The organism is Pirellulales bacterium (assembly GCA_035939775.1).
Classification (GTDB): domain Bacteria; phylum Planctomycetota; class Planctomycetia; order Pirellulales; family DATAWG01; genus DASZFO01.
Window position 1 is genome coordinate 24,314 of record DASZFO010000257.1, and the last position, 13,067, is coordinate 37,380.

A 13,067-nucleotide genomic window follows, 5' to 3' on the forward strand; every position below is an offset into this window, starting at 1 on the left:
TATTGCGCGGAACTAAGGCTCGGATGGTACAATTAGGAGGCATCCACCGTCAGTTCGTTCTTACCGCGCGATTGATCGCCATGTCCGACCTGAGCCACTTCGACGAGCGCGGGCAGAGCCGAATGGTCGATGTCGGCGGCAAACCGGTCACTCAGAGAACGGCTTGCGCCAGCGGCTTGGTTCGCATGGCCCCGGCGACCCTCAGCTTGATCCAAAATCGCCGGCTGGCGAAGGGCGACGTGCTGGAGGTTGCCCGCCTGGCCGGAATCATGGCGGCCAAGCGCACGGCCGATCTCATTCCGCTCTGCCATCCGCTCCCTTTGGACTCGGTGACCATCGAGTTCACGTTTCCCGATGTGTCGACCTTGGCTATTTGCGCCGAGGCCCGGGTAACGGCGCGCACGGGTGTCGAGATGGAAGCGCTCACGGCGGTCAGCGTCGCCGCGCTCACGGTCTACGACATGTGCAAGGGCGTCGATCGCGGGATCACAATCGCCGCCGTGCAACTTGAGGAAAAATCCGGCGGCCGCAGCGGGCACTGGCAGCGCGGGTGAGACGCATGATTCGATGGATCGCCAAGCGTTTCTGGCCGCGGCTTTACCGTGCGATGATGAAATGGCAGCAAGACGACGGGCTCACCTGGGCCGCCTCGCTCGCCTATTACGCGGCATTCTCGTTCTTTCCGCTGGTGCTCGTCATCATCGCCGGGGCGGGCTTCGTGCTGAGGTTTTCGCAAAGCGCCCAATTGCACCAGCAACAACTGGTCAAGTTGATCGGCGAGCAGACCTCTCCAAAACTGGCCGACGAGGTCGCCAAGGTTCTTTCCGGCGTTCAAACCAGCGCAGCGGTGAGCGGCCCGGTCGGCTTGGCGACTCTCGTGCTAGGCGCCATTGGCATCTTCATGCAGCTCGAAGCGGCCTTCGACCGGATCTGGAAAATCAATGCCAATGGCGATGGCCCGAAGCGGACCCTCTTGCGGATTCTGCGCACTGTGCTCTTCACGCGGCTACGGGCCTTCCTGATGCTCATCGGGGCCGGAGTCGTCGTGCTCGCCGCGTTTATCTCGAATATGGTTGTCGCTGGAATCAGCCGCTATGCGGAACAATTGCCGATGGGCACTCTGCTCTTCCACGGATTGCAGCTCGCTGCGAGTGCCTTCTTGAACGCTCTGATGTTCACGCTGCTCTATCGCGTGCTGCCAAAGAGGCATGTTCCTTGGCTGCAAGCGATCGGCGGCGGTCTGGTGGCAGGGGTGGCCTGGGAAATCGGCCGGCAATTGCTCGCGCTCGTAATCGTCGGCAAGAGCTACACAGCCTACGGCGTCATCGGCTCATTCATCGTGCTGATGTTGTGGTTCTATTACGCGAGCATGGTCCTGCTCTTCGGTGCCGAGTTCGTGCAGGTGGGCGGCGACGCCGATCGCCGCTCCCCCGAATCCTGAAGCCGGAAGTGTCGGCATATTGGCAGTTGGACAAATCGTGTGCCGGAGACGGGAGGCTTACAAGACCTCACCCCGCTGATCGGGCCCGCGGTCTTCCCCGGTTTCGGACCGGCCGCTGTCCAGGTGCGCTCGGACGTCTCCGTGCCCGAACCCTCCAGTCTCGTCATTCTGCTCGGCTTCGTCGGCACGCGTCTCATCGGACACATCCGGTCTCGCCGGCTGCCGGCTTGATGGTGTTCAACCGAATTGACAGCGGACGCTCGCCCGAGTCATTATTGGCGTGGGCATGTTTTTTGGAGTACCGCCTAACGTCGGCGATCGCTATGGGATTAACGGTCTATTACGAGTGGAAAACCAAGAGCGACTTGCCGTCGGCACGTCGCCTGATCGCGAAATTCCGTTCCCTGGCGCTCAAGTTACCGTTCGATGAAGTCTCGGAGATCTTCGAGCAGGATCCTCCGGACGGCAAAATGGAGTTTCTCCCGTATGAGCACTCGTTTCGCCGCGGTGGTTTGTATCTCTCTCGCGAGCGCGCGGATGGAGAGCATGAACTCGTTGACGTGCCGGCGCTCCACGCGTTGTTTTTCAATGTGTACGTCAAGGGGGCGGAAACGGCTGCGATCGGCCTGGCGAGTCATCCGCCGGTCGTCGTGCATCGGGAAGACATCATCGAACGGGACGACAGCGGCAAAGATCGCCGGCGCCTTATCGGGCAAGGCGATCCGATCGAATTCCCCACGCGGCGCCGCGGTTATTATTCGTGGCATTCGTTCTGCAAGACGCAATACGCCGGCAATCCCAAGCTCGGCGGCGAGGCGAATTTCCTCAAGGCCCATTTGGCGCTGATCGAACTGCTCGACCAGATCGATGCGACCGGCGTGAAAGTGCGGATTCGGGACGACTCGCGCTACGCGAAGCATCGCAACGTCGATCGGCTGCTGCGGTCCTTGCGAGACTGGGATGCCATCATCGCCAGAGTTGCCGGAGCCTTTGGCGATGCGCTCGGATCAGAGCCGGGCGCGGTGATGGCCCCCATCAAGGCCCGACCAGACTTCGAACATCTCGAGGCCAAGGGAATCGCAGTGTTAAAAAAACTCGCGGCCCGGCAGCGCCGGCGGAAGAGAGGCTCTTCATGAGGGGTGATAGATCATCCGGGGTTGGAAAAGGCCGGAGTCATCGTGCTGGTAGCGTTTATCTTCAACATGGTCGTTGCCGGAATCAGCCGTTACGCCGAACAATTGCCGATGGGCACTCTGCTGTTCCACTTCTTGCAGATCGCGGCAAGCGCCTTCTTGAACGCCCTGATGTTCACGCTGCTCTGTCGCGTGCTGCCGAAAAAACATGTCCCCTGGCTCTAAGCCATCGGCGGCGGGCTGGTGGCAGGGGTCGCCTGGGAAATCGGCCGGCAATTGCTCGCACTCTTGATCGTCGGCAAGAGCTACACGGCCTACGGCGTCATCGGCTCATTCATCGTGCTGATGCTCTGGTTCTATTACGCGAGCGTGGTCCTGCTCTTCGGTGCCGAGTTCGTGCAGGTCGGCGGGAATTCCGGTGATGACCCCGCGCCCTCGACGGCCCAAATTCGTGTTTCGCCTTGAAGGTCCGTGGAGTAAAATAGGGTTAGTGTTTCTCAATCAGGGAGTTCTCCAGGTCTATACTCATGACGCGAGTCATTGTCAGCGCCGCGATCCAGGCACAGTTGCATAACCTCGACGACGTGCTCGAAGTGTGCGACGAATCGGGCCGCACGCTGGGCTTTTTCCACCCTGCGATGCAAGCGGATCGGTCGACGGGCGAAAAGATCGCTTCCCCCTATTCCGACCGGGAGATTGAAGAGTTTCGCAAGCAACGGACTGGCCGCCCGCTATCGGAGATACTCAAGGATCTTCGAGTGTCATGAAGTACACGGTCGTATGGACACCCTTCGCCGAGCGTCGCCTGACCGTGATCTGGTTGGCCGCGGAGGATCGAAATGCCGTCACTGCGGCCGCCGACTTTCTCGACACCGCCCTTAGTTCCGACGCGCATCTGCGCGGTGAATCGCGTTCTGAAAACGTCCGCGTCCTTTTTGCGCCTCCGTTGGGAATCGACTTTGAAGTTTCCGAAAGCGACCGGGTGGTTTACGTCTTGACGGTTTGGCGAACCGATCGACGTGGGCAACCATAGCGTTTGGTTGCTGCCGGATTCTCGTGGGGATTAGTGGTTCCGCGGAGTTCGGCTATTCCATGCGAATTGGTTGCATTCGACTAGGATTTGGACTAGCATCGGAGGCATGGCGACGTGGCGCTTCTCCCGCGACGTGCCGGTCTAATTCTGCGCTACAATCCCGCTGCCGAGGAGCACTCTATTGAGCCGACGCACCACTGTTAAATCTCTCTCGTTTTGCATTCTTTTCGCTGCCGGCACGATTGCGGGCGGGTCGTCCCAGGCCGGCATGATTAACATCGCGATGGTTCCCGTCGGCGATCCGGGCAACGCGGCCGATTCGACCGGTTACGGCTCGGTCAGCTACCCGTACTCGATCGGCAAGTACGACATCACAGCCAGCCAATATGCCGCATTTCTCAACGCAGTGGCGGCAGCCGACCCCTATGGGCTCTACAATTCGTTCATGGCTAGCAATTCCCCCAATATAACCGGTGCCGGAATCATCCAGAGCGGGAATTCCGGAAGCTATACGTATTCCGTCGTTGCCGGCCATGAAACCTTTCCTGTGAACTTTGTCAATTGGGGCAATTCGGCTCGATTCGCCAATTGGCTGCAAAATGGGCAGCCAACCGGAGTGGAAGGACCGGGCACCACCGAGACCGGCGCCTACACACTGAATGGCGCGACCTCGACTGCCGCGTTGATGGCCGTCACGCGCAATCCAGGCGCTACCTGGGTCATTCCCACTGAGGATGAATGGTACAAGACTGCATATTACAAGGGAGGTGGCACAAACGCCGGCTACTGGCTCTACCCGGAGCGGAGCAACAGCGCGCCGAGCAACATGCTTTCCGCGACCGGCACAAACAACGCGAACTTCTACCAGGGTGGATACACCGATCCGACGAACTATCTAACCCCGGTGGGCGCGTTCGCCGGTTCGCCGGGATCCTACGGTACATTCGATGAAGGGGGCGACGTCTCTCAATGGAACGAAGCGGTGGTGACGGGTTCGTCGCGTGGTGTGCGTGGCGGGTCGTTCTTCTATTTGCCGTCCGACATCTTGGACAACGCGCCTTCCTATGATCGCTACTTTCTCGGCTTCGATCCGACGACTGAGACCGGTCTCGTCGGATTCCGCGTCGCAAGCCGCGCTGCGAGTGTCCCTGAGCCAGGTAGCGTTGTCTTGTTGCTCATGGGCGCTTTAGGATTCTTGCTCTGTCGGGTAAGCCGAACGAATATCCTGTCTCCATGCGCGGCATGGCCGGCAAGTGGTTACGATTGACTTATGCGCTGCCAGCACGCTTTAGCGTGTTTTGGAATGAGTTCGTCTTGACGCGCTACCCGAGCGGCGCTCTGACAAGACGGAATCCGATTGTATTCATCGCGATTTATGGTAAAATGGCGTCGGTTCAAACGCACGCCACGCTGATCCCACCCCAGCCCATACCCGCCCGACCTTCCTCTCGTCGCTCTCCGTAATAATCTCGGACGAGCGGCTTTCGACCGGTTCCAAATTGCGACCGGGCCCGAGTTGGATTTCGCCGCGGCCGACAGCCTTGCCAAATGCCAATCCGAAAACCGCCCGGGCAAAGGGGACAGTCCCTGTTTTGCTCCGCCGACCATCGCGGCGATGGTGCCTGCGCAAAAGGGGGACAGTCCCCGGCGGTTTTCGGAGAGGCACTAAATGCCGATTGCTTCGCGCTCTCACTTTCTCGCGGAAAGAAATGGACCGACGGAGTCGAACATGGAACTGATTCGCCTCGAAGAGATTACCAAGACGTATCAATTGGGCGAAATCGACGTTCGCGTCCTCAAGGGAGTTTCCCTCTCTATAGCTCGCGGCGAGATGGTCGCACTGATGGGCGCTTCCGGCTCGGGCAAGACCACGCTGATGAACATTCTCGGCTGCCTCGACCGGCCGAGTTCCGGGCGGTATTGGCTCGACGGCCAGGAAATGAGCCGGCTGGGACCGAACGACCGGGCCCTGGTGCGGACCGCGAAACTGGGCTTCGTTTTCCAGAGCTTCAACTTGCTTCCGCGAACGACGGCCGCGCAAAACGTCGTGATGCCCTTGGACTACTCTCCAAAGCGTCCCCACCGCGCCGAAGCGCGGCGACTGGCCCACCTGCTCCTCGACCGAGTTGGCCTGGACAACCGTAGCGACCACGAGCCGTCGCAACTATCCGGCGGGCAGCAGCAGCGCGTGGCCATTGCCCGGTCGTTGATTGGCCGCCCTTCGCTGTTGCTGGCCGACGAGCCGACCGGCAACCTCGATTCCCACACCAGCGTCGAGATTCTGCGGATGTTTCAGCGATTGAACGAGGAAGGGATCACGGTGATCCTCGTCACGCACGATCCGAAGGTGGCGGCGTTCGCCCATCGGACGATCCGTATCGTCGATGGGCTGATTGCCGGGGACGAATCGCACTCACGCGCTGCCCATGATGCACACGGCGTGGCCGAGTTTCTTTCGGACGGACCGACCATTCCACCACCGCATATTCACAACGGCAACGGGGCCGGCTCGGCTGCCACCGTTCTCCCGCTCTCCCTCGGAGACGTTCGGGGCGAGGGCGAGTTGACGCTGATCCGGCACCCTCACCCTAGCCCTCTCCCAAAGGGCGAGGGAATGATCGAACCACTGCCTCGCACCGTCGGAACTGCCATTGCCGAACATTCCCGCCCACGAACGCAAACGCGACCGACGGCGGCCGCCCATTCCACCAGCTCCTGGTATGGCGACGTCGAACCGCGTGCCCATCGTTCTCTGGCGCCGACTCTGCTTCCAAACACGCTTCGGACGGCGCTCGGTGCGTTGCGGGCCAATAAAATGCGATCGGCCTTGACGGCGCTCGGCGTGATCATCGGAGTGGCGGCCGTAATCGCCATGACCGAAATTGGCGAAGGTTCAAGGATCGCAATTCAAAAGACCATCGCCAGCATGGGAGCGAACAATTTGATCGTCTTGCCCGGGGCCATCATGAGTGGCAGCGTCAATTTCGGCAGCGGCAGCTCCCAGACGCTCAAGCCGGCGGACATGGAAGAGATCCTTCATCAATGTCCGGCGGTGGTTGACGTCGCCCCGATGGTTTGGACCCACGGCCAGGTCGTATACGGCAATCACAATTGGGTGCCCAAGAACATGAGCGGAACGTCGCCCTCCTATCTCAGCGTGCGCGATTGGAACGAGATGGAGGAGGGCGACATGTTCACCGACCGCGACGTGCATGACGCCAGCAAAGTCTGCGTGATCGGCACGACGCTGGCGCGGGAGTTGTTTCTCGACGAATCGCCTGTCGGCAAGGAACTTCGCATTCAGAACGTCCCGTTTCGAGTGGTTGGCGTGCTGAGCAGTAAAGGGGCCAACATGATGGGCTCCGATCAGGACGATGTTTTGCTGGCCCCGTGGACGACTGTGAAATTCCGGCTCAACGGCAACGGCGCGGGAAGCACCGCCGCGCAAGCGACCGCTCAACAAAATTCGCTGACGGCCATCAATAGCCTGAATAGCCTCTATCCCGGCGGCGTGACGCTCTACGATGTCCCATCGCCGATCCAAACGGACGACGCGCCGCAATCCGCCCGCCAGATCAACCTCGATATGATGATCGCCAAGGCGGTCGGTCCCGAGGAGATTCAGGAAGCGATCGATCAAATCTCGGGCTTGTTGCGTGAGCGGCATCATCTCCCGTTCGATCGCGGAAACGATTTCGACATCCGCGACATGACGGAAGTGAGCAAGACAATGTCGCGCTCCTCCGAACTGATGGGCGTCTTACTGCTCGTCGTTGCGGCGATTTCACTGGTCGTAGGCGGGGTGGGAATCATGAACATCATGCTCGTCTCGGTGACCGAGCGGACCCGCGAGATCGGCCTGCGGATGGCGGTCGGCGCCCGCAGCCACCACATCCTGCGTCAATTCCTCGTCGAGGCGGTGCTGCTGTGCCTGCTCGGCGGCGCGATCGGCATCCTGTTCGGCCGCGGCGCGTCGATCCTCGTCCGCTCGATCGAGCACTGGCCCACGGCCGCGTCGATCCCTGTGATCGTCGTGGCAGCGCTCGTTTCCGCCGGAGTCGGCATCCTGTTCGGATTCTATCCTGCCTGGAAGGCGTCGCGCCTGGATCCGATTGAAGCCCTGCGCTACGAATGAAAAAGACCGGCCATGCGGCATTAGCTGCCACATGGCCGGTTTAACTTCGTTCGTGCGAATCCTTGCGGACCGAGCTGTTCCTGCCCAACTCTAGACCATTCCTTTCCGAACCGCCCATACGGCAGCTTGGGTGCGATCGCTGACGGCGATCTTTCGCAAGATATTCTGCACGTGCTCCTTCACCGTCTCGATGCTAATGGAGAGCGAACGGCCGATCTCCTTGTTGCTCAAGCCAAGCGCCATGTGACGCAGGACCTGCGTCTCGCGATTGGTGAGCGGCACATCCGAATCGCCCGTTTGCTGCCGGGTGGCCATCGCGGTCGAGACGCGGCGCATCTCGCCGACTCGCGAAGGAGACTCGCCCTTCGCGGCCGCAGTGATGGCCGTGATCAAATCCGCGCGGCTCGAACCCTTCAGCACATAGTCGCTGGCTCCCAATGCGACCGCGCGAGCCACGTAGGTCGGATTGTCGTACGTCGAAAGTACGACCACCTTGGCCTCGGGCAGTTCGGTCCGCAATTGTTCCAAAGCTTCTAATCCATCGGTTTGCGGCATCCGGATATCCAGCAGAACCACGTGGGGCCGATGTTTGCGGGCCATCTGGACCGCTTCTTTGCCGTCCTTTGCTTCGGCCACGATCTTAATATCGGAACCGCTCAAAAGGCTCGCCAATCCGTGGCGGACCACCTCATGGTCGTCGGCGACCAAAACCTTGATGCTCATGAAAAGCTCCTCTCAAAAAAACCAGAACGACGGACAAGAACCGCCTCGGCGCCCCCGAGCCGTGACCTCTAAAATGAACAACACCACGACGAACACGCCGCACGCACGTTCCGAATGCGGGCGGAGACAAGCGACCCCAACTTGAGGGGCCCGTGCCGATGCGCCATTTAACGCGTCGTTGTCAGGCACATAGATTTACCGTTCCGTGTGAGGGAGCGCGCCCCTCACACCCCCATCATAAGATGAAGAGGGGGACCTTGAATAGGCCCCGAAAGATCCGAATTATCATTTCGCGGATTCGCGGCGGACTTTGGCCCGGTCATGGCGTGCCACGTGCTTGATTCACGAGATTGCTCGCTCCCTGGACCAGCAATTCGCCAGCCAACCGAACACCCAGCAATGCTGCCTGGTCAGTGCTCCCGCTTACGCTGCCGATCAAACGCACACTGCCGTCCGGGCTTAGGACGACGCCGTCGAGTTTCAGTCGTCCACCCAAGTCGATCCGTCCCCAGGCACCGATTGGCGCAAGACAGCCCCCGTCAAGCTCCGCTAAAAACGCACGCTCGGCCACGACCGCCGCGCGCGACAACGGATCATCGAGCACTGCGACGGCTGGTCGGCGCCGCGAGTCCACGCGAACCTCTAATCCGAGCGCTCCCTGACCGACGGCGGGCAGGAAGAGAGGCGGCTCGAGGAACTGAGTGATTCTCGAATCAAATCCGAGCCGCTTAAGCCCGGCTTCGGCCAAGACGATCGCGTCGCACTCTCCCGCGGCGAGTTTCCGCAGCCGTGTTTCGACATTCCCGCGGATTGGATCCATTTGCAGATCGGAGCGTAAATAACGCAACTGGGCTTGCCGGCGCAGGCTGCCGGTTCCGATCCTGGCGCCAGCCAGAAGAGCGTCGAGTGGTTTTCCTTCGCGACAAATGAGCGCATCCCGCGGCGATTCGCGCGGCGGCACCGCGGCAAGCGCCAGACCGGCGACATCGTCTGTTGGCAAATCCTTGAGGCTGTGGACTGCGACGTCGATCCGTCCGTCATTTAGGGCCCGTTGCAGCTCTTTGGTAAAGACTCCGGAAGTGCCGATATCGCCGATCGGGCTCTGTTGCTCGACGTCGCCGCGCGTGGTGATCGGCACCAGCTCGACGGCGTGGCCTCGCTCGACTAATTGATCGGCCACCCATTGCGCCTGCCACCGCGCTAGCGGGCTGGCCCGAGTGCCGATGCGAATTGGAGCAGCGAAGGACATGGGTTTGGAATCTGCTCGTCGCGATTAGGTAGCGCTCTTCGGCCCCGGCTCGCGTCGAGAGGTTTTTTCGCGCAATTCCCGCGCCGGCACGACGACGCCGCAGGAAATGAAGAATTGCAGCGCTTCATCAATGGTCAGATTCAAGTCGTGCGCCGCGGTCTTGGGCACGGTGACGACGTTCCCTGTAAACGGAACCGGTGAACCGGGCACCGCGACCGTGAGGCACGGCTCGCGGGCCGCACCGGCAATGTCGCGCATCCCTTCGCCCGTAACCAATCCCACAGTCCAAATGCCGGCCCGCGGATATTCAATTGCCACCACCCGTTTGAACTCGACTTCACTTTCGACGAATGCAAAATCCGTCACCTTCTTGACCGACGCATAGACGCTGCGAACCACGGGAAGTCTGCGGGCGATCGATCCGATGAATCCGCCGACGCCCGCGGCGAACAGCCGGCCGAGGACATACAGCACCAACACGAACAGCAGCAGGAACACTGGCACCACGACCACCGGCCGGAGATACCGCAGATTCACGTAGTCCTCGAACGCAGATCGAGCGTTGGGAAGCGACCTGCCAGCCAGGCCGGCCCGCAAATCATCCGCGATCGCGGCCGGAATGTACTGGCCGCTTTCGAGGCGAACGTAGGCTCGGCCGTCGAATAGGAGCGTCGGTTTCGCTTCCCGGTCTCCCGGTTGTTCGCGGACATCCCAAGCCCACCAGACTAGGGCCTCGCGGGCGGCATCGGTCACGGGCTTCAATACATAAAGCTGCACCGTGCCAAATACCCACAGGAAGATCACAATCGTGAGAATCGGCGGCAAGATGAGGGCTAAGCCGCGAAAAACGGCCCCGCGGAACGATCGCGACCGCGCTGGAACCACCGGCACGGGTTGTAATGGGGCGCTGGCCATATCCCTGTAGTCTTTCCGATTCACCGATCGCTGACAAGCGCCGCGGTTGCGACGTGGATGCAGCTTCAACTAAAGTCTCGCGCCTCCGCTCGGGCAACGACGACGATCGCCACGTCGTCGGCGCCGCCGCGACGCAAAATGCCGGCGGCCTCGTTCGCGGTCGCGCCCGTCGTCATCACGTCGTCGACGAGCAGGACCCGCGCGCCGCTGAAATCCCAGCTCGACTTGATCCGAAACGCGCCGCGAATGTTCTCCCTTCGATCTTCCGGCGGCAATTCATTCTGGGGTCGGGTAAGCCGCCGACGCGCCAACGCTCCCGCGGCGGGGACGCCAAGGCGTTTGGCGATCGCGGCAGCCAGCAAATCCGGACTGTTCGCCCCGCGACTTAGCCGGCGCCGCCAGTGCATCGGAATGGGGATCGCCACCTCCGGACGCCATGCGGCAAGTTCGTCGTGGCGCGACTCCGCCAGCAACTTTCCGATGGCCGCGGCCAACGGCTCGCCGTTCGGCCGCTTCATTCGCAGGATCGCCTCGCGGAGTTCATCGCGATACGGACCCAAGCGAACTGCCGCGCCGAACTTCCAATCCGCCTCTCGGCAGCGGGGGCACGTGCTTGCCGTAAACATGGCCTTTCCTTCGATCGAGGTTGCGCATCGCGGGCAGGCGGCATGCGCGCTGGCCGACAATGACCTGCGGCAGGTTGAACAGAGCAAAATGCCGTCCGCCGGCCCCAATGTTTCCTCTTGGCAAAATGCGCATCGTGGCGGGTAAACCAGTTCCGCTCCGGTTTGCGCGGCGCGCCGCAACCATCGCGCCGCGCTTATGCGGATTCGGCGCACGCGCCGCGCGAAGGATGCTATTGACGGACCGGAATTGCCTTGGTTGCGCATCTTCGGAATTTCACTTGGTGATCGACCTTACGAGAAACCGCCAGAATATGGTATTCGATTTCAGCCCGGAGTGCCCTAAATCGCTGTTTCGCCAAACTTCACAAACCGCCATTGCACAAAACCGGCAATCAGGGGATCATGCGCACCGCAAACTGCCATCTCCGTTGGCTCGCCATGAGCCGGCTCCCGCAAGCATGGAGGCTTGTTGAGACATGCGCCGCTCCCAATTCGCCATTTTTTCCGTGGCCCTACTAACGTCGATCGGCGGCGCCGGCTGTGGTTCGCATGACGGCGCATCGCCCGCAACCGCCAGCATCGCCGCCGCCGGGCAACTAGCCGCGCCGAACGCGGCGGCCGACAAGACCGAGCAAGATAAGCTCCACCCGGTCGCCGTCGTCCACACTTCGCTGGGCGATATTACGCTCCGCCTCGACGCCGAGCATGCGCCGATCAGCGTCGACAATTTCTTGACGTACGTCGAGCAAGGACACTACGACAACACGATCTTCCATCAAGTGCTGGCCAAGCCGGCAGTGATTCTCGGCGGTGGATACGACACCTTCCGAAAGGAAAAGCCCGCTGGGTTGCCGATCCGAAATGAGGCCCAAAATGGGCTGAAAAACGTCCGCGGCACGGTCGGCATGGTCCGCCGCCCGGATTCGATCGATAGCTCGACGAGCCAGTTCTATTTCAATGCAGGCGACAATCCGCAACTCGATCACAAGAGCGACGCCGCCGACGGCTACGGCTATTGTGTGTTCGGCGAAGTGACCGCGGGCTTGGAAATCGTCGAGCAGATCGCCAAGTCGGCGGTCCACGACACACCGCAAGTCTCGAGTACGCCCGTCGAGCAGGTGGCCGTCAAGTGGATTCACGTCGTCCGCTGACTGCCGCGCGCAGTGCCGCATTCGACATCTTCTGAAAGTCGACCAACGCTGCCGTGCCGGGCGGTTCGCGCGGTACCACACTCGAGCCGATGATCGCCAAATCTCGATCGTCGTGTCAGTCTAGAATGTGCTCTCGCTGCGAACCTGCCGCACCACGATTTGTCATAATCGGCGCCGGGGGAACTTAAGAACCATCAGCCTTTGGATGGCTCGCTCCGTTTCCAGTGGTTAATCGAAAACTATTGCCTCGCATTAAGTTGCGCGCTCGACGAGAGAATTACAACCCATTTGATGCAAAATCCCCATTTTGATAATCGCGAAGATTTCAGGCATTCGGGCGGAATTTGTTTGGCAACTTGCGATCAAGCTGATAGGATCACGCGCTGGAGATATCAGGCAGGGATTCGGTGGCAGGAGGTAACCGACATGTCTAATCCCTTGTTTTTTGTTCAGGAATGCCCGACCTGCGGTAGGAGTCTGTACATACGCGTGGCCTATCTGGGCCGGCGCGTTGTCTGTCAGCACTGCAATGGGCATCTCGAAGCCTGCGATCCGGCTAGCGCCGCTTATCCTCCTTGCGATTCGAGCGCCGCGATTCTCAAGCGCGCGGACGAACTGCTAGAGACGATCGACCGACGCACATCGAAGGCTTCGTAGCGCA

At 60.8% G+C, this 13,067-nt stretch carries 14 protein-coding genes; 10 read left to right on the forward strand and 4 right to left on the reverse strand.

The window, feature by feature from the left end; all coding sequences use genetic code 11:
• Positions 1-80: 80 nt before the first annotated feature.
• The 8 genes from moaC to VGY55_16115 all read left to right on the forward strand — a co-directional run bounded on the left by moaC (position 81) and on the right by VGY55_16115 (position 7,742).
• Positions 81-554 (forward strand): cyclic pyranopterin monophosphate synthase MoaC, encoded by a 474-nt coding sequence (moaC, locus tag VGY55_16080; GenBank protein HEV2971495.1) that lies wholly within the window; start codon positions 81-83, stop codon positions 552-554.
• A gap of 5 nt (positions 555-559) precedes the next feature.
• Entirely contained in the window at positions 560-1,441 is an 882-nt protein-coding gene (locus tag VGY55_16085) for a YihY/virulence factor BrkB family protein (protein ID HEV2971496.1), read from the forward strand.
• A 323-nt stretch (positions 1,442-1,764) separates the two neighbouring features.
• A complete protein-coding gene (locus VGY55_16090; protein HEV2971497.1) occupies positions 1,765-2,577 on the forward strand; it encodes a hypothetical protein in 813 nt (270 codons plus the stop codon).
• Between the two features lie 3 nt (positions 2,578-2,580).
• Positions 2,581-2,799 carry a hypothetical protein gene (locus tag VGY55_16095; protein ID HEV2971498.1) on the forward strand — a complete coding sequence of 73 codons (219 nt, stop codon included), beginning with the start codon at positions 2,581-2,583 and terminating at the stop codon, positions 2,797-2,799.
• A gap of 15 nt (positions 2,800-2,814) precedes the next feature.
• Positions 2,815-3,039, forward strand: coding sequence for a YhjD/YihY/BrkB family envelope integrity protein (locus tag VGY55_16100; protein HEV2971499.1), 225 nt, complete (start codon positions 2,815-2,817; stop codon positions 3,037-3,039).
• A gap of 62 nt (positions 3,040-3,101) precedes the next feature.
• Positions 3,102-3,341 carry a hypothetical protein gene (locus VGY55_16105; protein ID HEV2971500.1) on the forward strand — a complete coding sequence of 80 codons (240 nt, stop codon included), beginning with the start codon at positions 3,102-3,104 and terminating at the stop codon, positions 3,339-3,341.
• 534 nt (positions 3,342-3,875) lie between these two features.
• A complete protein-coding gene (locus tag VGY55_16110; GenBank protein ID HEV2971501.1) occupies positions 3,876-4,874 on the forward strand; it encodes an SUMF1/EgtB/PvdO family nonheme iron enzyme in 999 nt (332 codons plus the stop codon).
• Positions 4,875-5,336: 462 nt separating this feature from the next.
• Positions 5,337-7,742 carry an ABC transporter permease gene (locus VGY55_16115; GenBank protein HEV2971502.1) on the forward strand — a complete coding sequence of 802 codons (2,406 nt, stop codon included), beginning with the start codon at positions 5,337-5,339 and terminating at the stop codon, positions 7,740-7,742.
• Positions 7,743-7,832: 90 nt separating this feature from the next.
• On the opposite strand, the gene VGY55_16120 is transcribed toward VGY55_16115, so the two are convergent.
• The 4 genes from VGY55_16120 to VGY55_16135 all read right to left on the reverse strand — a co-directional run bounded on the left by VGY55_16120 (position 7,833) and on the right by VGY55_16135 (position 11,519).
• On the reverse strand, positions 7,833-8,465 hold the full coding sequence (locus VGY55_16120; GenBank protein ID HEV2971503.1) for a response regulator transcription factor: 633 nt from the start codon (positions 8,463-8,465) through the stop codon (positions 7,833-7,835).
• 319 nt (positions 8,466-8,784) lie between these two features.
• Positions 8,785-9,714 carry a hydroxymethylbilane synthase gene (gene hemC / locus VGY55_16125; GenBank protein ID HEV2971504.1) on the reverse strand — a complete coding sequence of 310 codons (930 nt, stop codon included), beginning with the start codon at positions 9,712-9,714 and terminating at the stop codon, positions 8,785-8,787.
• Between the two features lie 24 nt (positions 9,715-9,738).
• Positions 9,739-10,653 carry a DUF502 domain-containing protein gene (locus tag VGY55_16130; protein ID HEV2971505.1) on the reverse strand — a complete coding sequence of 305 codons (915 nt, stop codon included), beginning with the start codon at positions 10,651-10,653 and terminating at the stop codon, positions 9,739-9,741.
• Between the two features lie 41 nt (positions 10,654-10,694).
• On the reverse strand, positions 10,695-11,519 hold the full coding sequence (locus VGY55_16135) for a ComF family protein (GenBank protein HEV2971506.1): 825 nt from the start codon (positions 11,517-11,519) through the stop codon (positions 10,695-10,697).
• Positions 11,520-11,731: 212 nt separating this feature from the next.
• Between VGY55_16135 and VGY55_16140 the strand changes: the two genes are divergently transcribed.
• Both VGY55_16140 and VGY55_16145 read left to right on the forward strand, forming a co-directional pair.
• On the forward strand, positions 11,732-12,406 hold the full coding sequence (locus tag VGY55_16140) for a peptidylprolyl isomerase (GenBank protein ID HEV2971507.1): 675 nt from the start codon (positions 11,732-11,734) through the stop codon (positions 12,404-12,406).
• Between the two features lie 426 nt (positions 12,407-12,832).
• Complete coding sequence (locus VGY55_16145) at positions 12,833-13,063, forward strand: hypothetical protein (GenBank protein HEV2971508.1); 231 nt, start codon at positions 12,833-12,835, stop codon at positions 13,061-13,063.
• The last annotated feature ends 4 nt before the right edge of the window (positions 13,064-13,067 follow it).